The sequence below is a fragment of the Methanoculleus nereidis genome, assembly GCF_032944295.1.
GTDB lineage: Archaea > Halobacteriota > Methanomicrobia > Methanomicrobiales > Methanoculleaceae > Methanoculleus > Methanoculleus nereidis.
The window spans coordinates 121,725-147,410 of the sequence record NZ_JABFFQ010000002.1 but is presented as its reverse complement, the minus strand read 5'-3'; the positions used below and the strand labels follow the sequence as shown (position 1 = coordinate 147,410).

Below are 25,686 nucleotides of genomic sequence, written 5' to 3'. Positions count from 1 at the left end.
AGGACCGGGGATGCAAGCGGAGCCGCCCTTCCTCACTTTCACCCCGCACGGCTCGAGTATATCATGCCTCTGCCTGATTATTCTGTTGCCTATGCTTATTTCCTACAAGTATCGAGCATATCCAGACGCAATCACCGAGACACGGCTGAATACCGCACTCGATACCTGTAGGTGGCTCTACAACAAACTTCTGGAAGAATGTACTACTGCGCGGGAACACGGGCTCACCCCGACGATGCGAGGATCGCAGGCGCGGATCGTCACGCTGAAGGAGGAGAATCCATTTCTGAAGGGCGTATACTCCAAGGTGCTCCAGATGGTGAACTATACCCTCTGGAGTAACATCGCCGCTCTCTCCCAAACAAAGAAGAGGAATCGAAAGATTGGCAAACTCCGGTTCAAGAGCGCATGCCGGTATCGGACGCTCAACTACAACCAGTCGGGGTTCAAGATCGACCGGGAACAGAGCACGATCACGTTCTCGAAGATCGGAGCACTTCCGTTCTCGATGCACCGCCCGTACGCTGGCACGGTGAAGGGCGTCCTGATCACCCATTCAGGAGATCGATGGTATGTGATCGTTCAGGCGGAACAGGAGGTCTCCAAACCGAAGAGAGAGGGACGATCCGTCGGGATCGATGTCGGTCTGAACTCGTTTGCAGTCGATAGCGACGGGGCAGTGATCGAGAACCCTCGGTTCCATGAGCACTCGCTGAAGAAGATCAAGAAGCTGCAACAGAGCATTACTCGGAAAAAGCGGTTCTCGCAGAACTGGAAGAAGGCAAAGAGTAACCTGGAGAAGGTCTATGATCATATCACGAACCAGAAGAGAGATTTCCTGCACAAACTCTCCCGCCAGTATGTTGACACCTATGCAACGATCTGCGTTGAAGACCTGAATATCAAGTATCTCAAAGAGAAGGGTAAATCTCGCGGACTCCGCAGGAGTATTCACGATGCTTCATGGGGGCGATTCTATTCTTACCTCGCGTACAAGGCTGAAAGTGCTGGTACGAACTTCATCCAAATCGATCCCCGCGACACGACACAGATGTGCTCGAACTGCGGAAGCATCGTGAAGAAAAGTCTCTCTGAGAGAGTCCACGAATGCCCATACTGTGGGTTTGTTGCTGATCGAGATTACAATGCTGCGGTGAATATCCACCGCGTGGGGATGGAACAGCCCTTTGAGCCTGTGGAGACGATGCCTCTACATCACATCTCTGTGGTGCAAGTGTTGTCCATGAAGCAGGAAGCCCCGCCCTTCAGGGCGGGGTAGTTCACGCATACGGTCGGGAGCGGGCATCCCTCTCACCCCCGCTGCTTCTCCCGGATCAGGATTCTCCACCGGTGCAGCATCCGCCTGAGCCCTGCGGTCCCCACAGGCGCCGGGTACGGATAGGGGATGACCGCCCCGTCCGGGTCGGCGGCAAGATCGAGGGCTTCGGCGCACTCGTTGCAGATGGCCTCCGCGCCCGGATCGCCCCTGAGCATGGGGTGAGGGGACTGGAAGTGCACGCGGCTCCCGGCAATATCGGCAAACTGGTGGAGCATCGCGGCCTGGAAGGCGTGCTCCTCTTCGATGGCGGTCGAGGTGTCGACGCCGCAGATCCGGCCTATATCCTCGAGGAACCGGCACGTCCCCGCAAGGCCGGTCGGGAACGAGTCCACATACGGCGTGCCGAGCCTCTGCCTGAGTCCTTCGCCGACCGGCCGGAGCGCCGGTTCTCTGAGGATGTTGACGGTGGCGGACCCGAGGCGTTCGATGTCCCGGGTGCCGATCCCCCGCACGAACCGGAGGTTGATGCCGATGCCGAGCCGGGAAAGAAGGCGTGCGATCTCGGCTGCGTTCTCGTCGACGCCGTACTCCAGGTTCTTCTCGCCGACCAGGTTTGCCGAGAGGGTTGTCCCGGCCGCCGGCCGGGCGAGCGAGGCGACCGTGGAGAGGGCATTCCTGATGCCGGTCTCAAAGACCCCGCCGAGGAACCCTGCGGTCGGCACGGCGATCACCGGGACACCCCGGTCTTTCGCACAGACGGCCTCGGTATCGTCTCCTATCGTCTCGACGATGCAGGTCGAGAGGACGAAGATGGATGCGGGCGAGAGCGAGAGCGCCCGCGTCAGGGTCTTCTCCAGCGCCTCTTCGCCCCCGAAGATGATATCGTTCTCCGTTAAGCGGGTGGAGAGAAGGCGTGGAACTTCGAGCCGGTCGTTCGAGAGCAGTGTGGCGTGGAGGAGGGAGAAGTTATGGTGGGTGCATCCTGCCGGGCCATGGACGATACAGATGGCGTCCCGTATCTCTGTGAGCACCGAGAGCGCCCCGGTCAGGGTGCACCCCTCAAACCTGGACGAATTCGAGGGCGAAGGATTCGAGTTCATCCATCTCGAGGGGGGTGGGGATGCTTGTTGTCTCGTTGCCGTAGATCGTGCGGGCAAGTTCCTGGTAGACCGCCGCCTGGTCTGATTCGGGAGCATACTCGACGACTGTCTGCTTCTGCAGTTCCGCAACCTGCACGATCCTTGAGCGGGGGATGTAGGCGATGAGCCGGGAGTTGATCCGGCGTGCGAACTCTTCGACCAGTTCCCGCTCCCCCTCGATGTTCTTCGCGTTGCAGATCACGCCCCCGAGCGTGCACCTGCTCCGCACCCGGCGCGAGAGGCGGGCGATGGCTTTTGCGATGTTGTTTGCCGCGTAGACGGACATCAGTTCGCCGGAGGTGACCAGGTAGATCTCCCGGGCGTATCCCTCGCGCATCGGCATCGCGAACCCGCCGCAGACGACGTCACCGAGAACATCGTAGACGATCACGTCGCCCTTGAGGGCGTCCAGGCGTTCGAGGAGGTGGAACGTTGCGATGATCCCCCGGCCGGCGCAGCCGATTCCGGGCTCGGGCCCGCCGGCCTCCACGCACCGTACGCCCCGAAACCCCTCATAGACCACGTCGTCGACGGTGATCTTCTCGTCCCCGCGCTCCCGGATGAGGTCGAGAACCGTTGGGATCCAGGTCCCATGCATCAGCATGCGGGTGCTGTCGTGCTTTGGATCGCAGCCGATCTGCAGGATGTCGAGCCCCTCTCCTGCGAGTGCTGCCGAGAGGTTTGCTGCAGTGGTGGATTTCCCGATTCCCCCCTTCCCGTAGAGGGCGATCTGTTTCATTGTTTTTAGTATGCGCTTGCATGGGTAATTAGGTGTCGGATGCGGTTCTTATTATATGTCTATATATACTTTGTTGTATCCTGGATAGCACTCCAAACCTGTCCTTCGTCTAAAATATGATATAAATTGTGTCTTTTTAATAATCAGACGATTATTATGTGATTTTTACATTCAGAAAAGTATATAATAAATCGTTTGAAACTCTTGTCAAGCAGAGGGAAAACGACTCATGGACCCACGATTCCGATCACGGTTGATTGCGGCGATCGTTCTCATCGTCGTCGTTTGTTCGGCCTTCTCAGTGAGCCCGGTTGCCGGTTTCCGTCTGGAGAACAGGGATGGAAGCGGCACCGAAGCGGCACTTGCGGAGGCCCTGGTGCTGCAACAGAGCAGCAAAATTCGAGAAGAATTTATTGAGAACCTTACTGTCTACATCGACAGCAGGAGCGAAGTGTTCAGGCAGGAGGGTATGTCTGGGGGCGTGAGTGGGGTCTACGTCCTCGAAGAGAACGCCATCTACATCCGGTCGGACAGGGACCCGGCGCGGGCCGATGAGGTCTTCGTCCAGCAGGTGGGCTACCGCGCCTACCACACGATGGGATTTGGGCAGAGTAAGGCGTTTGCGGCGCTTGCCGAAAACCCGGGCACCTACCTGGCCCGGATCACCGCACCCGCCGGTGAGGAGAGGGAGGCGGCGATCTTCGCCGAGGCCTTCATGCTCTACCACACCTCCCCGGAAGTCCTGAAGACGTATGCCCCGGAGGTTCACACCTACATTGACCTGCTCGTCAAGAACGGCGGGGACAGGGCAGCGGTGGACGACCTGTACCTTCATTACCTGCCGGAATAACCGGCTGGTTCTTTTTTTTGCGGCCCCGCCGCGGATCGGCTCCTTCAATCGGATCGCTTGAAGAGACCCATAACGAGCATGATCACCGGAATGACCTCCAGACGCCCGATCCACATGACCATGATGAAGAGAGCCTTCGCCGAACTGGCCATATCGGGCGAGACGAACCCCGTGGATATGCCGTTGTTGCACATCGCGGTGACGACCTCGAAGATCACGTTGCTCGAATCAAAAGATGTCGGCTGCAGATGCATCACCAGTATCGTGGCGACGAAGATGATCAAAAAGTAGAGCATGATTATCAGCATGTTCCGCGAGACCTCGAGGTCGGCGATGTTCTTCGGGATCACCTTTCCGTCATACTTGAAGGGCACGAGCACCTTTCCGGAGACGAACATCCGCCGGAACCACCAGACCAGGCTCTGGAACCCGAGGACCACCCGGGAGAGTTTGATACCGCCGGCGGTGCTCCCCGCTGCCCCGCCGATCACCATCAGCATCGCGAGGAAGAGGACGGTCACGCTCGCCCACTCGTTTGGGGAAGCGACCTGGAACCCGGTGCTGGTGGCTGCCGCGGTAGCCATGAAGAGCGCCTGGCGGACAGCCGTGGGGATATCGGTTGCCGTGAGCGTGACGAGGTCCCACGCTATCACGACGATCCCGAGCGCGACGAGCATGAAGAGGAGGCGGGCCTGCTGGTCGCCGAAGAACCGCACGCCTCTCTGGCGGTAGAGGAGGTAGTAGAGCTTGAATGGCAGGGCGCCGGCGATCATGACCGGGACGATGAGGACTTCAAGCAGCGGGTTGTTGTAGAACGGGATCCCCTCCGAGTGGACGGAGAATCCGCCGGTGGCGATGGCAACAAGGGCGATGTTCACTGCGTCCCAGATGGGTATGCCCGAGAGGAGGACGAGGACGATCGAGACGGCGGTCAGCACCAGGTAGATCTTCCACATCTCGAACCCCGTCGCGACGACGCTCGGCATCAGCGCCTCCGAGCGCCCCTCTGACCGGTAGAGGCGGAACTGAGTCAGCCCGGTCCGTGAAGCCATCGCGACGGTGAAGGCGACGATCCCGATACCGCCGAGCCATTGCATCAGCGACCGCCAGAAGAGGAGCGTCCGGGGCAGGTCTTCGACCGACCGCATCACCGTCAGGCCCGTGTCGGTCCACCCGGACATCGCCTCGAAGACGGCGTCGAGGTACGGGACGCCGAGCCCGAGGCAGAACGGCAGGGCGCTCACCAGCGCCATGGCGAGCCAGATCAGGGCGACGGCCATGAGGGCGGCGGATAGGGGCGCCTCGCGCTCCTGCCGGGGGACCCGGACAAGAAGCGATCCGAGGAGAAAAAGGACGACCGGGACGGAGACCATGGGCAGGATCATCCCCCACTCCCGGTAGATCACCGCTACGACAAGCGGCACCGCCGTGGCGATGCTCATATACCTGAAGATATTGCCGATGTCGGGTGCGATGATCGAGAACTGCTCGATCCTATCCATCAGTACACGTTCTCCGGATGCTCTTATTTACTTTCTCCTGCAGTCAGTTTGGCTTTCGGGGTTTTAGATGCGCTGATAATCGTTATCGGCCGCACCCGCGCCTGTTGTTTCCAGCAGACGCCTCCTCCTCGGTGCCGGACGCTCCCGGAGCGCTCTCGATGAAGATGCGCCGGTTGATGATCCGCCAGGCGAGGATGAGCTGTGCTATATCCCCTGCCGTCAGGTAATCGCTGTCCTGACTGAGGTCGATAGGCTCCACCTGCGTCTGGAGCTCGATATTCCTCTCCAGTCTTCTCGCGACAGCGTCGTTTAGTTCTCCGTCGAACGTGAGCGCCCCCATCGCCTTCCCTCCGACGTCTTCAGTCGTGAACTCGACCATGAAGTTACGTTCCGAGAGGGAGAGGAGGGGAAAGAGGTCGATGGAGAGGTCGACGTCCCCGATGCTTCGATCCAGTTTGCTCTGGCAGAGGGTGACGTGGTAGACGTTACGCTTTTCGCTCACTTCCCTCCCGTACTTGGAGAAGGCGATCCGGATGACCGCATCTGCGAACTGGCATTGCGGCGCAACGTACCGCTCGTAGTCGGGTTTACGCTCCTCCATCTCTTTCTCTACCGCGTCCGGGGAGTATCCTCGCCGCTCCACGTCGCGCTTGATCTTCCAGGCACGCTTGACGGCGGGGTCCGGGTCCACGTAGAGTTTGAAGTCAATCAGGTCCCGGAGCGTCGGGGTGATGAATGGATGCAGCCCCTCGAGGATCAGGATCTTTGTGGGGCTGAAGGGCACCGGGGGATCGAACATACCGTTGTCGTGGTTGTAGACCGGCTTTTCGATTGGCCTTCCTGCCTTCAGTTCGGCAAGGTGCTCTTCTAGGAGGTCGAACCGGTTTGCTTCGGGGACGAGCGGCGTGATCCCGAGGTTTTTCCGCTCCCGGCGGTCATATTTATGGTAGTCGTCGATGGTGATGGTGGAGACGAGATCCTGTCCGAAGATCTCTCGAATCGCCCGGGTGAACGTGGTCTTGCCGGACCCGCTGTCTCCCGCGACGCCGATGACGAAGACGTAGGGTGATTCTATGATGACTCTCTTGAAGTCGGACGGGGGCATAAGTCAGCTCGAGGATTGGTCGGTATCTTACCGTGTTAACATTTCGGTCCCGGGCGGATGGTTCCGGAACTGCAATCAACACAAAAAAGAAGGGGGAAGTTCTCAGGAGCCGGCGATCCCCGCCTCCTCATGTTTCTTTGCGATCTCGTCGGCGAGCCGGTCGAGCGCCGCGAAGTCCTCCTCCTTTGGATGGCCTTTGACGTAGACCGGTTCAAGAAACTCAACTTTAAGCCGGCCGAGCATCTCTACTATGGTGTCGACCGTCTTCCCGCCCCAGCCGTACGACCCGATCACCGTTGCGTACCGGGTCTTCGGGCGGAGGAGGTTTGCGAGGTAGGCAGCATAGACCGCCTGCGGGTGCGGGCCGAAGATGACCGTCGGCGCCCCGATCACGACGGTTGCAGCATCCACCAGCGCTTTCGCGAGGTCGCCGGTATCGGTCTTCGGGAGGTTGAACGGCTGCACCCCGACACCCCGCTCCATCAGGGCGTTGACCAGGTGGTCGACCATCGCCTGCGTGCTCCCGTGCATGGAGACGTAAGGAAGCACCACCATATTCGTCACGGCATCGCCCGTCCAGTCCCGGTAGGCATCGATGATGAACGCCGGCCTGTCATAGACCGGGCCGTGGCTCGGGGCGATCAGGTCGATCTGCCGCGTCGCGAGTTTGTCGAGGTGCCCCTTGATGCTCGACCTGAAAGGCATCATAATCTCGGCGTAGTAGCGTTTCGCGGACTCATAGACCACGCCCTCATCGGGGACGTAGAGGGAACTCGTCGCGTAGTGCGAGCCGAAGAGGTCGCAGGGGAAGAGGATCCGGTCCTCCTGAAGATAGGTCAGCATCGTCTCCGGCCAGTGGACCCAGGGGGCGATGATAAACTCAAGGGTCCGGTCGCCGAGGCTGAGCGTATCGCCGTCGCCGATGACGATGAACCGGTCCTGTGGGACGTGGAGGAGGTCGACCAGGAAGTCGCGGCACTTCTGGTTCGTCACCACCTTTGCGTCGCCGAACCTCTCAAGCATCGCCGGTATCGAGCCCGAGTGGTCCTGCTCGGCGTGGCTGGAGATGATGTAATCGATGGCGTCAACGCCGAGGCTGTCCAGGTTCCCCACGAGTTCTGCGGTCTTCATGGGATCGACGGTGTCAATCAGCGCCGTCTTCTCGCTGCCCTGCACCAGGTAACTGTTGTAGGTGGTGCCGTCGGGGAGCGGGATCAGTTCGTCAAAGAGCCGGCGGTCCCAGTCGATAGCGCCGACGGCAAAGACGCCCGGCACGATCTCGCGTGCGGCCATTACTCCTTCGCCTCCGTCGGTTCTGTTCCGGCTGGCACACAGGTTATCAAGGTATCCGACATGCTTGCGCCTCCTAGGTTATCGACCGTCCCGGCGAAGCCCTGCCGCGCCGGTCGGCAGATGTCTCTCCGGCACGAACGCTGATAACGGTTTCGCTCTATCCTCCGGAGGTGGAGAGGGTGGTCTGCCCTTCCCCCCTCCTGACGGCGTTTGCATAGAGGTGAGCCTGTCTGGTCGGCTCCGGGAGCCGGTACCCCCGTGCGGTCGCGAGGACGAGGTCGACTGCGGTTGAAAGAGCGATCCGGTGGCCTGCCGAGACGTAGACGGGTTTCACCCTCTCTTTCGTCCGCACCGCCATCCCGATCGTCTCGCCGTCGCGGAGTATGGGGGCGGTCGATCCCCTGCCTGCCGCGGGCTCGGCCGCTGTTCCCACAAGAAGGTTTTTTGCGACCCCGACGGTGGGGCGGTCGAGCAGGACGCCCATGTGGCTCGCGATGCCGAGTCCCCGGGGGTGGGCGATCCCCTGCCCGTCGAAGACGACGACGTCGGGCTCTGACCGCAGCCTCCGGAACGCTTCGATGAGGGCGGGGCCTTCTCGGAAGGTCAGGAGGCCGGGGATGTAGGGAAACGCCGTCACCGCGGAGGCGGAGGCGCGCTCGACGACGGCGAGATCAGGGTAGCGGAGGACGACGACGACCGCGTGGATCTCATCCGAGCCTTTCGTGTATGAGGCGTCGGCGCCGGCCACCAGGGAGACCTCTCCGATATCGCCGGAGAGGCGGACTCTGGCCCGGAGTTCCCCCTGGAGGCGGATCGCTTCGGCAGGTGTCAGGTCGAATGCGTGAACGTCACGGATCTCCATGGTCGGCTCCTGCCGCACGGCGGCCGGCATTGCTTCGGAGTTAATTATATAAATATTATTATATACTTGCCGCGTGTAGCCCCCCGCGGGGAAAAACCTATGAGCCGCCAGAACCCGTTGCGATATGCCGTCGCCATCCTGATCGCCCTCCTCGGAGTGGCGGTCGCGTACGCCGCCTTCACGACTCCCGGCCTCTCCCTCTTACTGTGGATTGCCGCCGCCGTCATACTGGTGGCGGTGCTCGTCGCCGCTGCGATACAGGTAGCCGACCAGTGGGAGAAAGCGGTCGTGCTGCGCCTGGGCCGGTTCTCAGGCCTCCGGGGTCCGGGCGTCTTCATAATCATGCCGCTTGTCGATACGATTGCCTACTGGATCGATCTCCGCACGATCACGACATCGTTTAAGGCGGAAAAGACCCTCACCCGCGATACGGTTCCGGTCGATGTCGAGGCGGTCCTCTTCTGGCGCGTGAGGGACCCGGAGAAAGCGGCGCTGGAGGTCGAGGACTACCGTTCGGCCATCAGCTGGGCGGCCCAGACGGCGCTCCGGGAGGTCATCGGGAAGTCCGACCTCGCGAACATGCTCGAGGGCCGGGAGAGGCTCGACGTGGAGCTGCAGCGGATCATCGATGTCCGGACCGAACAGTGGGGGATCCACGTCAGTTCCGTGGAGATCCGTGACATCCTGATCCCCCGCGAGCTGCAGGACGCGATGTCGATGCAGGCCCAGGCGGAGCGGGAACGGCAGGCGCGGGTGATCCTCGGCGACTCGGAGCTGCAGGTCGCGAAGAAGTTCGAGGAGGCGGCGAGGACCTACCAGGACAACCCGACCGCCCTCCATCTCCGGGCGATGAACATGCTCTACGAAGGCCTCAAGGAGAAGGCGACGCTCGTCCTCGTCCCGGCATCGGTGCTCGACACGATGAACCTCGGGACCACCCTCGGCCTCTCGGCACTGGCGAAAGACGTGACGGAGGGCAACGGGGGCAGCAGGGGAGCCGCAGCCGGCGATGAGAAGCCCCGTCCCTCTACGGTGAGAGAACCCGGGTCTCTTTGATGCCCGCCACCCCGGGACGAGGCATTTTTATACGTGAAGGTGGGGATACGGCCCGGAGAATCATCTCTGGAGTGTGGACGGTATGGCACGATGGGTGTGCAGTGTCTGTGATTATGAGTACACCGAAGAGGCGGGAGACCCGGCAGCCGGTATTCCGCCGGGGACGCCGTTTGAAGCCCTCCCCGACGACTGGCGGTGTCCCGGCTGCAGTGTGGGAAAGGAAGCGTTTGTGCGGGCGAGCGAAGAGGAGGAAGAGGTGAGTTTGGATGAAGAAGACTACCTCTGAAGGGGCCGCCGTGACCGTGGCTGATGTGCTGGTCTCGGAACTCGCGGCATGGGGGATCACCCTGTACTTCGGCATCCCCGGCTCATCGTCGCTCCCGCTCGTGGACGCGGTCAGGAGGAACCCGGATGCCCGGTATATCGTCGTCCGGCACGAGCAGACCGCAGCCCTCGCCGCATCTGCCTACAACAAGTTCACAGGAAAGATCGCGGTCTGTCTGACCATCGCGGGTCCGGGAGCGACGAATCTCGCGACCGGACTTTATGACGCGAAGGAGGATCGGGCGAGCGTGCTCGCGCTCTCCGGGCAGGTGAAGACGCAGTACGCCGGTCCGGGCGGGATCCAGGAGATCGACCAGGACGCGTTCTTTCGCCCTATCGCAGTCTTCAACAACACCGTCGCCGACCCGGCGACAGCGGTCAAACTCCTCACCCGGGCGCTCCGGTACGCCATCATCGACCGTGGCGTCGCCCAGCTCTCGCTGCCGAACGATATCCAGAGGGAACCGCTTGATCCGGCCTATTGTGAGCGCGAGACCTGTCTACCGGAGGTCACGGTGGCCCCGACCGACGAGGCCGTCCGGGCGGCGGCCGGGGTGATCGACGGCGCCGCACGCCCGGTCATCCTCGCGGGCTTCGGGGCCATGCGTGCGGCGGGAGCAGTCCTCGATCTTGCAGAGACCATCCGGGCACCCATCGTCACCACCTTCCGGGCGAAGGGTATCCTCCCCGACGAGAACGAGTGGGTCGCCGGGGTGCACGGACCGCTCGGGACGCCGCATGCCCGCACGCTTATCGCAGAGTCGGACCTCGTGATCGCCTGCGGGGCAAGTTTCTCCGACTTCACCGGGATCCCGGGGGAGAAGCGGGCCGTTCATATCGATATCGATCCGCTCCAGCTCGGTAAACACCCGTTTGCCGTGGCGGTCTGGGGTGACTGTGCCGTCGCCATACCCCGGATCCGGGAGCAGGTCCGGCCGCGGGAGGACCCGGGCGTCGGGGAGTGGCTTGCGGAGCGAAAGCGGGAATGGTTCAGCCGGCTCGACCGGGAGGCAGACCCGGACGCCGTCCCCATCCGCCCGCCGTACATCATGAAAGTCCTCTCCGAGACCCTGCCGGAGGACGCGGTCATCTCCCTCGACGTCGGGGAGAACCAGTGGTGGTTCGGAAGGAACTTCCGGATGAAGCGGCACCGGTTCGCGATGTCGGGCTACCTGGGGACGATGGGGTTCGGCCTCCCCGGAGCGATCGCAGCGAAACTGGCCTACCCTGATGCGACCGTCGTCTGCATCACCGGGGACGGCGGGTTCTCCATGGTCATGGCCGACTTCGTCACGGCGGTCAAGTACAATCTTCCTATCGTCGTTGTGGTCTTCAACAACCGCGAACTTGCCATGATCCGGGAGGAGCAGCGGGAGGCGGGCTATCCGCCGTACGGCACCGATCTGGTGAACCCGGACTTTGCTCTCTATGCAGAAGCCTGCGGCGGCGCCGGAATACGGGTGGCCCGTCCGCAGGACCTCCCGGAGGCTATTCTCCGCGCTGTGCGGATGGACAGGCCCGTCGTCGTCGATATCGAGACCGACCCGAAACGGTTCGAGTGAGGCGCCGCATACCCGAAATCTATAAATGTTTCCCGCGGGAATGAGAGCCGAGGGTAAATGTGAACAGTCCGGTCGCGGGTGCCGATCAATGGCGCCCGCACCGGGCAAGCGCGGCTCTCCGGATATCGATCCGGGTGGGGGCATCGAGAACTCGTTGCTCGCTCCACGCTAAGGGACCCGGGTGCCCGAACAGGCATTCCGGGCGTACTTGCGGCAAACCGGATCCGCTCCGGTTCACCGCTCTTCTGTCGGCCGGTTTGCTCTTGTGTGAAGCAGTTTTTAGAAGAATTCTTGCAGAGTTTACGCGAAGGATGGATGGCGGAACGTCGTCACTCGCACCGAATGGTGCTCAAGCTCCGTTCCTGGCGGAACGTCGTCATTCGAAAACGCTTCGCGTTTTCTCAAGCTCCGTTCCTGGCGGAACGTCGTCATTCGAAAACGCTTCGCGTTTTCTCAAGCTCCGTTCCTGGCGGAACGTCGCATTCTATAAAAAAGCGGTAGGGTTGTATCATTCTCCGCAGAGGTAGTCGTAGAGGAACGCGGCGAGCACCGCACCGACGATGGGGCCGATGATGTAGATGGGGAAGAACTCCCAGAGGTTCTGCCCGGCAAGCAGCCAGTCCCCGAGGAAGGGGCCGAACGTACGGGCGGGGTTCAGCGACGCGCCGGTCAGGTTTCCGGTCGTCGTGATGATGCCCGCGACCGCGAGACCTACCACAAGCCCGGCAAAGCCCGGTGTGGCCCGCTCGTCGACGGCGGCGCCCATGATGACAAGCATCAGAAGGAACGTCCCGACGGCTTCGATGACGATCGCCTGCAGGTAGCCGATACCGGGGAACGGTGTCGTCGCCCCGAGCCCTCCGATGGCTACGGCGTCCGGGCCGACGGCCCAGGCGAAGAGCAGGCTCGCTGCCGCGGCACCGATGAGCTGCGCCGCGATATACGGAACGACGTCGCGGCCCGGGAGCCGGCGGGTTGCAAAGAGGGCTATCGTCACCGCCGGGTTGATGTGGCAGCCCGATATTCGCCCGAGGGCGTAGATCGAGCCGGCGATGGCGATGCCGAAGGCGAGCCCTATCGCGAGCCAGTCGCCAAGCCCCCCGAGCGCCCCGATTCCTATGTTGAAGGGGGTCGCCGGGGTCGTCCCCGCGGCGAGCATCAGCGTGACGACCGCGGCGCCGGCACCGAAGAAGACCAGAATGAATGTGCCGACGGCTTCGGCTATGCATCGTTTTCCAAGAGATGTGGTCATGGTTTCACCAGTACGTAAGATACTCCTTTTTAATGAAGTCGAGCCCAAAAAAGGGCTTGAGGTTGCTTTTACTTCGCATACAGGGCGTTATAGCACGCGGGACAGAGGATCCGCGGCAGCGGGGCCTTCACGCGCTTGCTGGGGAGCGGGTAGCCGCCCTCCCAGACGTCAACTTCCTTCCGGATCGCGTGCTCCATGCAGAGCCCCATCCCGCAGACGATGCAGATCGCCACCGCCTCGCTATCCTTCCCCTCGAGGGCGCAGTAGTAGCACTTCATGACCGCTCCTTTTATACCGCCTCTTTCCACTGGCAGTACTGGTGCCGCATGTCGACCAGGCACGCCGAGGCACAGTTTTTGCAGGCCCGCACCGGGGCCGCCGGTGTCTCCTTCTCGAGAGCGATGATGTTCGTCATCATCGTCGCGGTCACCGGCTCGCTCGTCAGGAGGCACGGGTAGTCGGCAAGACTCATCAGGGCGGCGAACCGGACGGATATCGCACAGGCCGGGTAGGTGTACCACTGCGGGTTCATCAGCACCTCATTCTTGCTGATGGGCGAGAGGTCGACGGGGTACTTGCCGACCATGGGGACCAGTGTCTCACCGGAGCCGTTCCGCATCCGCTGTGCCTTGTCGAGGATTTTCCACCCGCGGTAGATCATGTCCATGAAGTCGCAGTTGTGGAGTTCCGCCGCCGCGCCCCGGGACGGGTAGAGCTGGACGTAATTGTGGAACCGCCTCGTGAGCAGGTCGACGATCATGGGGGCGTTGAACCCGTCGAGCTGGAGGAGGTACTCGGTCGCGGCGGCAGACGACCCGGTCGCGACCGAGAGGACGTCCCAGTAGCTCTTGTAGGCGTCGAGCGAGTTCTTGAGTGACGACTCCATCACCTCCGTAACCGCCTCGATCACCGCCATGACGACGTCGTCCTTGCACATGTTGAAGGTCGACTGCGCGATGTGGTGCGCGACGTCGCCGACGCTGTAGGCGGGAACCGTCAGGATGTTCGCATAGTGGACGCCGTCGTCGACGGCGGCGCGAACCGTCGGCTCCATCCGCCGCCGGTACTCGGCCATGTACTTCCGCGGGTCGAATGACGACATCCCGGCCCCATCCATCAGTTCCGCCTGGGCCTCGATCGGGTCGCGGTAGATCTTTTGCATGATCCCGACCTCGTTCGCCGTCGCCTCGCCGGGGGTGGCGCCCCCCTCGAGGGCGTGGGCGAAGGTGTCCCCGAACCCATAGGAGGTGTTCATCCCCCACGATTTGGCAGCGAGGATGGCGCGCTTGTGCTCGACCGGTATATCGGTCTTCTGGAGCACCCGGTTCACCACGTTGCTCGTGCTGCCCGGGATCAGCGCGAAGTCGACGACGCAGGTGGGGCCGTAGAACCCGCCGTAGCGCCGCACCGCTTCAAGGCCGATCCTGGCCTCCGCGGCGGCGATCGCCTCCGTGAAGGCGTCGACGCTCTTTGCGAACGCCTCGTCCTGGTTTTTGAGGATATCGAGCACCACGGGTGTCTGGTAGTGCTCGACGAACGGATCGTCTTCCGGCCGAACGGTTGTCGTGAGGCCTTGCAGAACCTCGGCATGCGAGATCACCGAGTTCTTGTGGAGGTCGATGACCGCCCGGCTCTGGTCGCCGATCGCAGTCATGCCCCGGACGGCGTCGACGTAGGGTTTCGTGTCAGAGAGGACGAACTTCTGGCCGCGTTTTGCTTTTAACGTCTCCACGTCCGCCCGCTGGGCGGTCATGGCCTCGTTGATCATCTTCTCGTAGAGTTCTCTCATATCAATCACCTGTATGGTTCCTGCCGCCCGGTTCTTCGGACAGCATGTTCAAGAAAGCGATTCTTACGGCGGTCCCTGCGGAACCTCCGGATCATGCGGAGCTACTCTGAGCGATGGAGAATGCGGATGGTTTGGCTATGGCGGCCCGGGAAAGGGGGCTGAAGAGCCAGAAGGACGGCGATCGGGGATACGATACCCGTTGTCCGGCTCGTGCACCCTCCATCATGCCTTGAAATCCCGGTAAGGGTTCTTCAATCGGCCTAGTTGGTCGTCCTTACATATATCTCTTGTGTCGTTCGCCGGAGCCTGTATCCGGTGAAAAAGAAGGGTTTTTTTGCTTCCCGGGCAACTAAAGTCGGCTCTTTTGGGTGCTCGCCGTTTCGGCGGTCAGAACCAGGCATCCAGCGTCTTCTGCGTCGCCTTCACTGAGACCCTGGAAAGAGCGCTCCTGACGCGCTCTTCTGAGAAGTCGTAGCGGCCAGAGAGCATCTCCACGACCCCTTCAACGTCCGGCGTCTTCCACGCGAGGGAGTAGTCGTCGGTGACCGGCGGGTCGAGGAAGAACTCCCGAACCGGGGCGGGGTCGAAATCGGGCTGCTTCTCGGCGATCGCCGACTCAAACTCGCCGTTTCGCACGATCTTTAAGGCCGTCTTGCCGCCGACGCCCCGGATACCCGGGTTGAAGTCCGTGCCCACCAGAATGCCGATCTCGACGAGTTGCTCCCGCGTGATACCGAGACGGTCGAGGAGGGAGGAGAGGACGATCCGTTCGGGATTTACCGTGATCGTCCGCCCGCGGCTCTTTCGCCGGCCGCTGACGGTGAGGTTCCTGATCAGGACCGGGGAGCCGAAGAGGAGCGAGTCGTAGTCCTGCGAGACCGCGTAGGTGACTTCTCCCCTTTGCACCATATAGGCCGCCTGGGCTTCGCCTTCGCTCGGAGCCTGTATCCAGGGGATGCCGAGGAGATCGAGGAGTTCACGGGACGACTCGATGGTGTGGCTGTCGATACGCGCGGACGCGCTCGCCTGTTTGTATGCCTCCTCCATATCCCCCTCCCTGAGCGCCGTCTTCCAGGCCTCGTCAGCCCTGGCACGGACGAGGCGCCGCTCGTTGATCGTCTCCTGCTTGAACTCCGGCGGCTTCCCGTCGAAGACGAAGACCGGCCTGATGCCTTTCTCCAGAAAGTTGGCTGTCCGGAAGAGGGTGCCGGAAAGGTGGGAAGTGACCCGGCCGGCACCGTTCATCAGCGGGGTGCCGTCCGGCTGCCGGATGATGGAGAGGAACTGGTAGAGCGCGTTGTGGGCGTCCACTGCGGCGATGCCGGAAAGGTCGTCCCATGCCACCGTCTCTTTACATTCTGCCAGTATATCTCGGATTGCAACGCCCATGCTACCTGATCATGAGAAGGGGAGAGGCCATTAAGATGACGGTCCGGTTCACCGATACATCCGGCGGGAGAGCCCGTCGACGATCTCCTCGATGTGGCTGACCGTATTGTCGTATCTGGCGGTCATCGTCTTCCCCATCTCTTCCATGTTCACGCGCATGGTGCGCTCCCGTTGTGCAATGCTCGCCTCAAGGCTCACGACCTTCATGCCGAGAGAGATGAGCAGTCCCCCGAGGGAGAGCATCATGAACGTCGCAGCAACTGCTATGATCAGGTCCTGCCAGAACCGCATCACCAGCACGACGGTGGAGACCACCATCACGATGGTGAGAACGATGTCGCCGATGAGTTCGCGAATCTCCATATTTTAAAGTGATGAGGATGCATTAATTAACCTACCTATAATGAATGGAGTTTTGTAATGCAGATACGCGACTGGCTGCCACTTCTCGGAATGCCCCTCATGCTTCTGTTTGTCCAGCTGATTGCCATCCTCCTCGTCATGCCCATGCAGGCGGCGGGGCTTGTGGCGTTTGAAGATCCCGAGTCGGTAGCAAATCCCCTGATCTTTATCGGGATGCTGCTCGCCTTCACGCTGGTCCTGCTCCTCCTGATCCGGATGGGGGGGAGGCGCTTCATCTCCGTCTTCATCGGCATTTCCATATTCCTGACGTTCATCTACATCTTCTCAGCGCTCTCCCTCCTCGTGCTCGGGGCAACCGGTGCCGCCGCCGCCGTGACGTTCATCGGCGCCGGGGCGGCGACTGCGCTCCTCTACCTCTACCCGGAGTGGTACGTCATCGACATCCTCGGCGTACTGATCTCCGCCGGGGTTGCTTCAATATTCGGCGTCTCCCTCGCCATTCTGCCGGTGCTCGTGCTGCTCGTACTGCTCGCGGTCTACGATGCTATCTCGGTATACCGGACAAAGCACATGATCACGCTTGCTGAAGGCGTTCTTGAGACAAAAGCCCCTATCATGGTCGTGGTTCCGAAGAGAATGGACTACTCGTTCCGGAAAGACGGGCTTAACATCTCGGAGGGGACGGAGCGCGGCGCGTTCGTCATGGGTATGGGTGACCTGATCATGCCCTCCATCCTCGTGGCATCGTCGCACGTCTTCGTGGATGCGCCCGCGGTTCTCTGGGTCCTCTCTGTCCCGACACTCGGCGCGATCGCCGGGTCGCTTGCCGGCCTTGCCATCCTTCTCTACTTCGTCAACAAAGGGAATCCCCAGGCGGGACTCCCGCCCTTAAACGGCGGAGCTATTACTGGTTTTCTGGTTGGGGCGGCTCTCGCAGGCTCGTTCTCGTGGCTTCCCTTCTGTGTGTGAGCAACAGGTCGAGCACCGCCTCCACCCCCTCGCCGGTGAGCGTGGACATCGCCGGGTAGCCCTCGATATCCCGGATATCCGCCTTGTTTACGACAGTCACCACCGGCACGTCGACGAGCAGCCGCAGTTCGTCGAGGAGCCGGAGCTGGTCGTCGAGCGCGTACCCGCAGTGTTCACTTGCGTCCAGGATGAAGAGAACGACGTCAGCCGTGTTGATGATAGCGCTTACCGCCTGCCGCTCGATGGGGTTCCTCTCGGCCGCCGGACGTTCGAGGACCCCGGGCGTATCGATGAACTGCAGCCGTTCGCGTTTCCCGATATCGCGGTGGCCGACGATGATCCCCTTGGTGGTGAACGGGTAAGAGGCGATCTCGGGCTCTGCGGTGGAAACGAGCCTGATGAACGAAGATTTTCCGACGTTCGGAAATCCTGCGACCACCACGGTGAAATCGTCCTCGTTCACGTGCGGGAGTTTTCGCAGGATGTTTCTCGCTTCGTTGAGGTATAAAAGGTCATCTTCAACCTGGTGAACGATGGAGGCTATGCGGGCGACGGCCTGCCGCCGTTTCTTGTCGGTGTCTATCCCGGATCGCATGCTGCGGGCGTAACCGGAGCCGATGATCCAGGCCTGATCGGCCGCCCAGTTGACGGCGCCGAGAGATTGTTTCAGCCGATCGAGCGAGACGAGGATGTCGGTCGCCTCCTGGTAGAAGGGGGAGAGGCGCTCGAAGCTCGGGAACGAACTGACCACGCTTTTCAACTTGTCGTGGAGGGCTTTCGCGACCGATCTCACGAATTCCTCATTCGCGCGGTCGACGTTGATCTTCAGCTTCTTTTTGGCTGCCGCCCTGCGAAGACTGCGGTCGAGCACTTCGTCCGCCGTCGGAACGGTCGGGATAGTTTCAAACTCCACTGTACGCACAACCTAATGTATTTAAACAACGTATTATGAGTGATAATTATGGATCTCTCTCCTATTCAGAAGGACATCCTGATAACTCTGATTACCCTATACCATCAGTCTTCTCACTCTATAAAAGGTGAGGAGATCGCGGATGTGTTGAAGCGCAACCCCGGCACCGTCCGCAACCAGATGCAGGCGCTAAAAGCACTGGGGCTTGTCGACGGGGTCCCCGGCCCCAAAGGGGGCTACAGCCCGACTGCAAACGCGTACAAGGAACTAAATCTCGGAGACCTGGAGCACCAATCCGAGGTGCCGATCATCCGCGACGGGGAGAAGGTGAAGGGCGTCCGGGTTGCCGAGCTCGGGTTCACCACCCTCTGCCACCCGGACCTCTGTCAGGCGATGGCCAGGATCATCGGAAGCGTGAAACTCTTTCGCGTAGGAGATATGGTCACGATCGGGCCCACACCGGTGAACAAACTGCTCGTCCGCGGCGAGATCTTCGGTATGGACGAAAACCTGCAGGCGCTCCTGATCAGCGTCTCGGAGATGATATCCCTGCCGAAGCAATCGATCAAACACTATATGAGCACCCCGCTCCTGACCCTGCCGCTCACGGCAACCCTCCGGGATGCCGTGCATCTCTTCAATACGCATCATATTCACGGGGCGCCGGTGCTACAGGACAGCGGTGGCCTCGCGGGCATCGTAACGTTGAGCGATGTCGCCCGCGGCCTGGACGAGGGCCTGACGCTGGATGCGCCCGTCTCACGGGTCATGACCCCCGATGTGGTGGAGGCGCCGTCGTCGATCCGGCTCTATGAACTCGTGGGGCGGTTCAAGGAACGGGCGATTGGGAGGTTGATTGTGGTCGAGGACGGCAAGCCCGTTGGGATCGTTACCCAGACCGATATTATTCGGGTCTTTCCCTCACTTTGATCCCCTCCCTGTTCGGAATTTGGCGCTTCAACCCCTCTGGGGACGGATAAGTATTTATATGAGAATACCTATGGTGCTTCTGTTAAACGAGTTCTGTGTGTGAGTGCATTTCACAGAACTCAGTGAAAAGGGGGAAATGAGATCATGACTGATATACCTTTGGCACCTGTTGGCAGAATCGTAAAGAAGTCCGGCGCGGAGCGCGTGAGTTCCGATGCTAATGAGGAACTTGCGAAATTGATGGAGCAGTACGCTTCAAGGATCGCAAAAGAGGCGATCAAACTGGCGGGTCACGCGGGGCGAAAGACGGTCAAGGCGACCGATGTCCGGATGGCGGCCGAAACCGTGAAGTAAAACCAACTTCAACTCTTTTTGCAGCACGAAGGTGCCTGATCGCAGTACGAGTCTCCGGTTCCGGGAAAGCAAAAAAAGTGTTTTTAGTACCGGTGGTCTGGTATGTGCCCTTCTTGACAAACCCTCTGGCCCCGGGCAACGGCGGCGCAATCCCTTTCTGATGAAAAATCTGCCTCACTGATAAAGAATCTAGAAAGTAAATTTTCCGTGATTTTATAGACTTTAGAAGATTTAAATAGTACAAACAACCCACGGTTCTGTATGAGTAAAACGTTCTGCCGTGCGCTTGCCAAGAAGAGAGTGATGAGTAACGATGGGATGCTCATCGGGACGATCAAGAATATCATAGTCGACCTCACCACAGGGCAGGTTGCCGACCTGCTCGTTAAACCGGACGAGACGTTCAAGACCGACGGCTACAGGACGGATGGGGACAAGATGCTCGTGCCGTTCGAGGCGGTAAAGGATATAAAAGATTATGTCGTGGTCGACCGCTACCTGCTGAAGAGATCGGGATAATACTTTTTTACTGCTTCCAGAAATCCGTCCCCATACGCCGATCCGGTGACCCAGTCAGCCGCTCTACGGGTCGCAGTAGGGGCATTTCGCACCGCAACGCCGATGCCGGCGACTTCAAGCATTTCAATGTCGTTCTCGGAGTCTCCGATGGCCATCATCTCGGCTGGATGAAGCCCCATCTCCCCGGCGATCTCCCGGAGCGCGGTTCCCTTGTTGATACCGAGCGCCTGGAGGTGGATTGCAAACCCGGTATCCAGCAGCCGGACGGGAAGGTGGCGGTCGTGAATGACCATTCGGACCTCATCCGGGTTGATGTTCCGGGCGAAGGCAACGTCGGCGAACCGGTACTGCGCACTGTAGAGTTCGAGTTCTATGCCCTTCCCGGCAAAATAGTCTTTGAGAACTTCGAACGCTTCCAGGCAGGGTTTCTTGTCGCCGGGAATATGGAGGGTTCCTGAGAACCCCCTCCGGTAGACCCCGCCGTTCTCGCCGATGATCGTCCCGTCCGTCCCGACCATCTTGCAGAGGCCGTCCATGAAGCAGACGGTGTTGCCGCTTGCGAGCACCACCTCGATGCCGGCGTCGACGAGCGTCCGGACGGCCTCGATGGCCGCGGTGCTGATCCGCCGCCGCCGGTCGGTGATGGTGCCGTCGACATCCGTTACAAGCGCCTTTAACACTGCTTGAGCCCTGCCTGTTCGACCATGAATGCCGCTTCGCCTTCGGGAAGGTTGGGGCTGTCTACCAGGCGGGCGACCCTTTTACCGCCCTTGCTCTTTCTGAGATAGAGCCGGAAGGTTGCGGTGTGTCCGACGATGTTGCCGCCGATCGGTTTCGTGGGGTCGCCGAAGAGAATGCCGGGGTTCGACATCACCTGATTGGTCACGAGGCCGACGGCGTTGTGGTCGTCGATCAGCTTCAGGAGATCGTGCATGTGGCGGTTCAGTTTCTGCTGCCGGGGCGCAAGGGTGCCCCGTCCTGCGTACTCCGAACGGAAGAGGGACGTCAACGAATCGATGACGAAGAGCCTGACCGGGTAATCGGAGTTCCGCAGTTCGTTTGAGAGTTCCCGTGCGGTCTCAAGAAGCAGCATCTGGTGGTCGGAGCTGTGCGCCCGGGCGACGTGGATCCGTTCGAGAACCTCCTCGATATCTCCGATCTCCGCCTCTCCGGGGAGTCCGTTGAGCATCTGCTCGATCCGCTCCGGGCGGAACGTGTTCTCGGTATCGACGTAGATGACCCCACCGTGCAGCCCGCCGAGTTCTTCGGGGAGCTGGGCGTTGACGGCCATCTGGTGGACGAGCTGGCTCTTACCTGACCCGAACTCGCCGTAGACTTCCGTTATCGCCTGCGTCTCGAGGCCGCCGCCGACCAGTTCGTCGAACTCGGGGACCAGCGTCTTCAGTTTCTTGATATCCTTTCTCTTGTCCAGGATATCCCGGCCCGTCTTGAAGCCGCCGATATCCGCCATCTTCCGGGCGGCGAGAATCACTTTCTTTGCGGTCGCCTCACCGATCTCCGCCGCCTCGGCGAGATCCGACGTGGTGGCCGTCGCAACGCTTTCGACGGTCCCGTATCCGGCCTCGCGGAGTTTTTCGGCAGTGGTCGCCCCGACGCCGGGTAAATCTTCAAGATCAATCTCTGACATCTCATTCCTCACTTGATCTCTATGGTGTGTTCTGTTATGCTACACTAAGAGTCTCTATCGTGGGACATAAAGGTCGCTTGCCGTGCGGGGTGAAAGTGAAGATCGGGATCAGGGTTGCCTGAGGATCCGATCCAGGCGGCGTTGCAGAGCTTCTGAATCGGGTATTATAGCCTCCAGGTGGCTTAGACTGATCACGCCCCTGTGCACCGTACCCCTGGCGCGCAGATGGTCTCCGATGGGCAGCGGTTCACGAAGGAGGTAGCAGGCGTCGCCGGTATCAAGAGCGGCTCCCTGCCGGGTGGCGACGACCGTCCCCTCGACCTCCACCTCTTTCTCCTCTCCGGTGAGGACGACGAGGGCGCTCCCCCAGGAGAGATGCACCTCAAGGTCCCCGTACCTTCCCCGCCGGGCTGCCGCGTTGTAGACCTCGATCCGGTCGCCGGGCACCAGGTGCTCGTCTGCCTTCTCGCCCCAGATGACGACCGGGACTTCCCCGGTCGGATCGGCGATGACTATGTTCCTGACCGAGGATTGCCGCCCACTCCGCGTGACGAATGAGTGAGGGGGCTGCACACGCACCACCGTTCCTGTGAGTGAATACGATCCCCCTTCCTCCACGTCGGCGACGGTGTTCATCTGGACGGCGATCTCCTGGTCGGAAGGCGATATGGATGCCGCCTCCCCGAGGCTGTACTCGATGCCGCGGTCGCTATCCCGTGCAACGGCGCCGCGGATGACGATGCTCTCTCCGGGTTCCACCCCGAGGAGGACGGCCGGCACCCAGGCGACGAGCCGGAAGACGCCGTCTTCGTTCCCGACAACCGCTTCGACCATCTCCCCTGGGGTTCCGTCGCGCCTCTTGAACGTCCGCGGGTTCTCGATCGAGATCACCCGGACTTCAAGATCCCCCACCGGCCCCGGCCCCGGGGCATCTGCGTCCTCTTCGCAGGCGATCTCGCATGCCGCCTGCTGGACCGCGACGGCGGTGACGTCCGGGACCCTCCCGCCCCCTTTCGGCCGGCCGAGGATCTCGAGCACGTCTCCGGCCTCGATCTCAGCGACGCCGGCGGCCTTCTCGTCCCAAAGGGTCAGTCGGGCCCTGCCGGTCTCGTCGCCCACCATCACGTTCGCGACGATGCCGGGCGCGCCGTCGGGCCGTTCGAACTCCCGGGGCTCCTCGACGGCGAGCACCTTTGCAAAGAAGCACGCGAGGCTCGGGGCCGCCGGGAGGTCGGCTATCCTGATATGCGAGCGGCCAAGGTCTTTGACGACCAGCATCGCCGCCGTCCGATCATCGAGCAAGTCGCCCGATTCCGCTACTTTCTCCTCCACCCGCCGCTCGAACTCTTCCTTTTTGAGGAGGTCGTCGACCAGGAGGTAGTGAAACTTCACGGCTGCGGCTCCGCTCCTACTCCTGCCAGGGCACCGTCACCATGGGGGCGGTCAGGTCGTCGATCGTCTCGGCCCGGCGCATCAGGGCGGCCTTCTCGCCCGCGAGGAGCACCTCGGCGCACCGGGGACGGCTGTTGTACTGCGACGACATCGCAAACCCGTATGCCCCGGCGTCCAGCACCGCGATGAGATCGCCTGCCTCGAGTTCGGGGAGCATCCGGTCTTTTGCGAGGATGTCGCCCGTTTCGCAGATCGGCCCGGTGACGGAGTACTCCCGCACGGCGGGCGCGTCGGCCCTGTTCGCCGCCACGACCTCGTGGTAGGAGTCGTACATCGTCGGCCGGACGAGCAGGTTGAACCCGGCGTCAACGTTCGCAAACGTCTTATGAGCGGTCTTGACGGAGTTGACCCGTGTCAAGAGGATCGTCGAGTCACCGACGAGCCACCGGCCGGGCTCGACCCAGAGTTCTGGCTCGATCCCGAGGTCGCGGATGCCCCGGAGGAAGACCGGCATGACCGCTCCGGCATACTCTTCCGGCGTCGGAGCGCGGTCGGTCTCCCGGCGGTAGGGAATCCCGAGGCCGCCCCCGATATCGATGAACGCGGGGTCGACCCCGATATCGAGCAGATCACGGGCGACGTCGATCAGCACCTCGACCTCGCGGGCGAAGGGCTCCACGGCGAGGATCTGCGAGCCGATGTGGCAATGGATCCCGACCGGGTTTACGTGCTCGAGCGCGAGCGCTTCCCGGTAGGCATCGAGGATCTGTCCTGCCGGGATACCGAACTTGCTCGTGGCGAGCCCCGTCGCGATCTTCGGGTGGGTGGGGACCTCTATTGCAGGGTTGACCCTGAACGCGATATCGACGGTCTTCCCGCCCTCTCCGGCCGCGCGGTCGAGCTGCCGGAGTTCGTCGGGTGAGTCCACCGAGACCCGGATGCCCTTCTCGACCGCGAGGGCGAGGTCGGCAGAAGTCTTTGAACTTCCGTTGAAGAGGAGCGACTCCGGGCGCATCCCGCCGTCGAGGGCGAGCGCGACCTCTCCCGCAGAGAAGACGTCGGCGCCGGCGCCCATGGAAGCGAGCGTCTTAAAGATCGCGAGGTTGCCGTTTGCTTTTGCGGCGTAGAGGATGCGGATCTTTTTGTAGTGGGCGGTGAGCGCGCCGGAAAGGCGCTGGAAGTTCTGGCAGATCCGCATCTCGTCGGTGACATAGAGCGGGGTGCCGAACCGTTCCGCGAGGTCCACGGTGTCGTGCTCGCCGATCACAAGGTGGTCGTCCCTGACCGAGAGGTGGGAGGGGAGGATCACAGGTCAATCCCCCGCATCCGCTCTACGGCCTCGTTGATCCGGTCGATCGACCGGGTGATCGCGAACCGGACGAATCCTTCGCCGTTCCTGCCGAACCCGACGCCCGGCGTCGCGACGATGCCCGCCGCATCAAGGAGCTTTGCGGCAAACGCCATGCTGTCGTCGACCGGCGCCCAGACGTAGAAGGTGGCCTTCGGCGCCGTGACGTCAAGCCCGATCTCGGTGAGCCCTGCGACAAGCGCGTCCCGGCGCTCCCGGTAGACCGAGCAGGCCTCCGCGATGCAGTCCTGCGGGCCGGTGAGCGCGGTGATGGCCGCGTGCTGGATAGCGTCGAACGCGCCCGAGTCGACGTTGGTCTTGACCCGGCCGAGCCCGGCGATGATCTCCGGGTTGCCGCAGGCCATCCCGATCCGCCACCCGGTCATGTTGTAGGTCTTCGAGAGCGAGTGCATCTCGATGCCGACCTCCATTGCGCCGTCGGCCTCGAGGAACGAGGGCGCGCGGTAGCCGTCGAAGGTGATCTCGGAGTAGGCGTTGTCGTGGACGACGACGATGTTGTGCTCCCGCGCGAACTCAACGACCTCCTCGAAGAACGAGAGGGGCGCTATTGCGGCCGTGGGGTTGTTCGGGTAGTTGATGAAGATCAGTCTTGCCTGTTTCACCACGTCGGCGGGAATATCGTCGAGCACCGGGAGAAAGCCGCTCTCCGCTCTGATGGGCATCTCGTAGACTTTCCCTTCAGCAAAGAGCGTGGAGGTCTTGTAGACCGGGTAGCCGGGGTCGGCGGCGAGGACGACCTCGCCGGGGTTGACGAAGGCCTCGGCGATGTGCGCGATGCCTTCCTTGGACCCGATGAGCGCGAGGGTCTCCTTCTTCGCGTCGAGGTCGACCCCGAACCGGGCCCGATACCACTCTGCCACCGCCTCGCGGTAGGCGAGCATGCCGGTGTAGGAGGGGTAGTGGTGGTTCTTCGGGTCGCGTGCCGCGGTGCAGAGCGCCTCCACGATATGCGGGGGGGTAGGGAGATCGGGATCGCCGACTCCGAGGTCGATGACATCGACACCCTGGCGTATTTTCTCCTCTTTCATCTCGTCAATGCGTGCAAAAAGGTAGGGGGGAAGGTGATCCATGCGTCTCGAATACATCGT

Annotated in this window: 26 protein-coding genes; 9 read left to right on the top strand and 17 right to left on the bottom strand. The window is 61.6% G+C overall.

What is annotated here, in order from left to right:
- Nucleotides 1–10: 10 nt before the first annotated feature.
- On the top strand, nucleotides 11–1,279 hold the full coding sequence (locus HL657_RS05160) for an RNA-guided endonuclease InsQ/TnpB family protein (protein WP_317295761.1): 1,269 nt from the start codon (nucleotides 11–13) through the stop codon (nucleotides 1,277–1,279).
- 32 nt (nucleotides 1,280–1,311) lie between these two features.
- Here the strand turns inward: HL657_RS05160 and HL657_RS05155 are convergent, their stop codons facing one another.
- The gene (locus HL657_RS05155; RefSeq protein WP_317295760.1) at nucleotides 1,312–2,379 is read right to left on the bottom strand and encodes a nitrogenase component 1; all 1,068 of its coding nucleotides are present in this window, start codon (nucleotides 2,377–2,379) and stop codon (nucleotides 1,312–1,314) included.
- Complete coding sequence (cfbC, locus tag HL657_RS05150) at nucleotides 2,339–3,157, bottom strand: Ni-sirohydrochlorin a,c-diamide reductive cyclase ATP-dependent reductase subunit (protein WP_292560251.1); 819 nt, start codon at nucleotides 3,155–3,157, stop codon at nucleotides 2,339–2,341. Before cfbC ends, HL657_RS05155 begins: the two co-directional genes overlap by 41 nt.
- Nucleotides 3,158–3,386: 229 nt before the next feature.
- Between cfbC and HL657_RS05145 the strand changes: the two genes are divergently transcribed.
- Complete coding sequence (locus HL657_RS05145) at nucleotides 3,387–4,007, top strand: hypothetical protein (RefSeq protein WP_292560254.1); 621 nt, start codon at nucleotides 3,387–3,389, stop codon at nucleotides 4,005–4,007.
- Nucleotides 4,008–4,051: 44 nt separating this feature from the next.
- Here the strand turns inward: HL657_RS05145 and HL657_RS05140 are convergent, their stop codons facing one another.
- From HL657_RS05140 to nfi, 4 genes are all read right to left on the bottom strand, one after another.
- A complete protein-coding gene (locus HL657_RS05140; RefSeq protein ID WP_317295759.1) occupies nucleotides 4,052–5,509 on the bottom strand; it encodes a TrkH family potassium uptake protein in 1,458 nt (485 codons plus the stop codon).
- A gap of 82 nt (nucleotides 5,510–5,591) precedes the next feature.
- Nucleotides 5,592–6,614: a phosphoribulokinase gene (locus tag HL657_RS05135; protein ID WP_317295758.1), complete on the bottom strand. Its 1,023-nt coding sequence runs from the start codon at nucleotides 6,612–6,614 to the stop codon at nucleotides 5,592–5,594.
- 102 nt (nucleotides 6,615–6,716) lie between these two features.
- A complete protein-coding gene (locus tag HL657_RS05130; protein ID WP_317295757.1) occupies nucleotides 6,717–7,907 on the bottom strand; it encodes an FprA family A-type flavoprotein in 1,191 nt (396 codons plus the stop codon).
- A gap of 157 nt (nucleotides 7,908–8,064) precedes the next feature.
- Nucleotides 8,065–8,787 (bottom strand): deoxyribonuclease V, encoded by a 723-nt coding sequence (gene nfi / locus HL657_RS05125; RefSeq protein WP_317295756.1) that lies wholly within the window; start codon nucleotides 8,785–8,787, stop codon nucleotides 8,065–8,067.
- Between the two features lie 81 nt (nucleotides 8,788–8,868).
- On the opposite strand from nfi, the gene HL657_RS05120 reads away from it, so the two are divergent.
- The 3 genes from HL657_RS05120 (at nucleotide 8,869) to HL657_RS05110 (ending at nucleotide 11,711) form a co-directional block, all read left to right on the top strand.
- Nucleotides 8,869–9,825 (top strand): slipin family protein, encoded by a 957-nt coding sequence (locus tag HL657_RS05120; RefSeq protein ID WP_317295755.1) that lies wholly within the window; start codon nucleotides 8,869–8,871, stop codon nucleotides 9,823–9,825.
- Nucleotides 9,826–9,907: 82 nt separating this feature from the next.
- Nucleotides 9,908–10,111 (top strand): rubredoxin, encoded by a 204-nt coding sequence (locus tag HL657_RS05115; RefSeq protein WP_317295754.1) that lies wholly within the window; start codon nucleotides 9,908–9,910, stop codon nucleotides 10,109–10,111.
- Entirely contained in the window at nucleotides 10,092–11,711 is a 1,620-nt protein-coding gene (locus HL657_RS05110; RefSeq protein ID WP_317295753.1) for a thiamine pyrophosphate-binding protein, read from the top strand. Before HL657_RS05115 ends, HL657_RS05110 begins: the two co-directional genes overlap by 20 nt.
- 508 nt (nucleotides 11,712–12,219) lie before the next feature.
- On the opposite strand, the gene HL657_RS05105 is transcribed toward HL657_RS05110, so the two are convergent.
- The 5 genes from HL657_RS05105 to HL657_RS05085 all read right to left on the bottom strand — a co-directional run bounded on the left by HL657_RS05105 (nucleotide 12,220) and on the right by HL657_RS05085 (nucleotide 16,504).
- Entirely contained in the window at nucleotides 12,220–12,963 is a 744-nt protein-coding gene (locus tag HL657_RS05105; protein ID WP_317295752.1) for an MIP/aquaporin family protein, read from the bottom strand.
- A 68-nt stretch (nucleotides 12,964–13,031) separates the two neighbouring features.
- Nucleotides 13,032–13,241, bottom strand: coding sequence for a DUF2180 family protein (locus HL657_RS05100; RefSeq protein WP_317295751.1), 210 nt, complete (start codon nucleotides 13,239–13,241; stop codon nucleotides 13,032–13,034).
- Nucleotides 13,242–13,252: 11 nt separating this feature from the next.
- The gene (locus tag HL657_RS05095; RefSeq protein WP_317295750.1) at nucleotides 13,253–14,752 is read right to left on the bottom strand and encodes a DUF2193 domain-containing protein; all 1,500 of its coding nucleotides are present in this window, start codon (nucleotides 14,750–14,752) and stop codon (nucleotides 13,253–13,255) included.
- Between the two features lie 387 nt (nucleotides 14,753–15,139).
- Complete coding sequence (gene fen / locus HL657_RS05090; protein ID WP_317295749.1) at nucleotides 15,140–16,141, bottom strand: flap endonuclease-1; 1,002 nt, start codon at nucleotides 16,139–16,141, stop codon at nucleotides 15,140–15,142.
- 48 nt (nucleotides 16,142–16,189) lie between these two features.
- Nucleotides 16,190–16,504, bottom strand: a complete 315-nt coding sequence (locus HL657_RS05085) for a hypothetical protein (RefSeq protein WP_317295748.1) — start codon at nucleotides 16,502–16,504, stop codon at nucleotides 16,190–16,192.
- A gap of 57 nt (nucleotides 16,505–16,561) precedes the next feature.
- Here HL657_RS05085 and HL657_RS05080 point away from each other — a divergent pair, with 57 nt between their 5' ends.
- Nucleotides 16,562–17,473: a presenilin family intramembrane aspartyl protease PSH gene (locus HL657_RS05080; RefSeq protein WP_317295747.1), complete on the top strand. Its 912-nt coding sequence runs from the start codon at nucleotides 16,562–16,564 to the stop codon at nucleotides 17,471–17,473.
- Here HL657_RS05080 and HL657_RS05075 read toward each other — a convergent pair.
- Entirely contained in the window at nucleotides 17,409–18,386 is a 978-nt protein-coding gene (locus HL657_RS05075) for an NOG1 family protein (protein WP_317295746.1), read from the bottom strand. The two genes, HL657_RS05080 and HL657_RS05075, sit on opposite strands and share 65 nt — an antisense overlap.
- 48 nt (nucleotides 18,387–18,434) lie before the next feature.
- On the opposite strand from HL657_RS05075, the gene HL657_RS05070 reads away from it, so the two are divergent.
- The 3 genes from HL657_RS05070 to HL657_RS05060 all read left to right on the top strand — a co-directional run bounded on the left by HL657_RS05070 (nucleotide 18,435) and on the right by HL657_RS05060 (nucleotide 20,189).
- Nucleotides 18,435–19,316, top strand: coding sequence for a CBS domain-containing protein (locus HL657_RS05070; protein WP_317295745.1), 882 nt, complete (start codon nucleotides 18,435–18,437; stop codon nucleotides 19,314–19,316).
- Nucleotides 19,317–19,460: 144 nt separating this feature from the next.
- Complete coding sequence (locus HL657_RS05065) at nucleotides 19,461–19,670, top strand: histone family protein (RefSeq protein WP_011844756.1); 210 nt, start codon at nucleotides 19,461–19,463, stop codon at nucleotides 19,668–19,670.
- 261 nt (nucleotides 19,671–19,931) lie between these two features.
- The gene (locus HL657_RS05060; RefSeq protein ID WP_317295744.1) at nucleotides 19,932–20,189 is read left to right on the top strand and encodes a PRC-barrel domain-containing protein; all 258 of its coding nucleotides are present in this window, start codon (nucleotides 19,932–19,934) and stop codon (nucleotides 20,187–20,189) included.
- Here the strand turns inward: HL657_RS05060 and HL657_RS05055 are convergent.
- The 5 genes from HL657_RS05055 to HL657_RS05035 all read right to left on the bottom strand — a co-directional run bounded on the left by HL657_RS05055 (nucleotide 20,165) and on the right by HL657_RS05035 (nucleotide 25,683).
- The gene (locus HL657_RS05055; RefSeq protein ID WP_317295743.1) at nucleotides 20,165–20,869 is read right to left on the bottom strand and encodes a phosphoglycolate phosphatase; all 705 of its coding nucleotides are present in this window, start codon (nucleotides 20,867–20,869) and stop codon (nucleotides 20,165–20,167) included. The genes HL657_RS05060 and HL657_RS05055 overlap by 25 nt on opposite strands.
- Complete coding sequence (radA, locus tag HL657_RS05050) at nucleotides 20,863–21,837, bottom strand: DNA repair and recombination protein RadA (RefSeq protein ID WP_317295742.1); 975 nt, start codon at nucleotides 21,835–21,837, stop codon at nucleotides 20,863–20,865. The genes HL657_RS05055 and radA overlap by 7 nt, the downstream gene beginning before the upstream one ends.
- Before the next feature lie 108 nt (nucleotides 21,838–21,945).
- Nucleotides 21,946–23,229, bottom strand: a complete 1,284-nt coding sequence (locus tag HL657_RS05045; RefSeq protein WP_317295741.1) for a nucleotide-binding protein — start codon at nucleotides 23,227–23,229, stop codon at nucleotides 21,946–21,948.
- Between the two features lie 16 nt (nucleotides 23,230–23,245).
- On the bottom strand, nucleotides 23,246–24,538 hold the full coding sequence (gene lysA, locus HL657_RS05040; RefSeq protein ID WP_317295740.1) for a diaminopimelate decarboxylase: 1,293 nt from the start codon (nucleotides 24,536–24,538) through the stop codon (nucleotides 23,246–23,248).
- Nucleotides 24,535–25,683: an LL-diaminopimelate aminotransferase gene (locus tag HL657_RS05035; protein WP_317295739.1), complete on the bottom strand. Its 1,149-nt coding sequence runs from the start codon at nucleotides 25,681–25,683 to the stop codon at nucleotides 24,535–24,537. Before HL657_RS05035 ends, lysA begins: the two co-directional genes overlap by 4 nt.
- Nucleotides 25,684–25,686 lie beyond the last annotated feature (3 nt).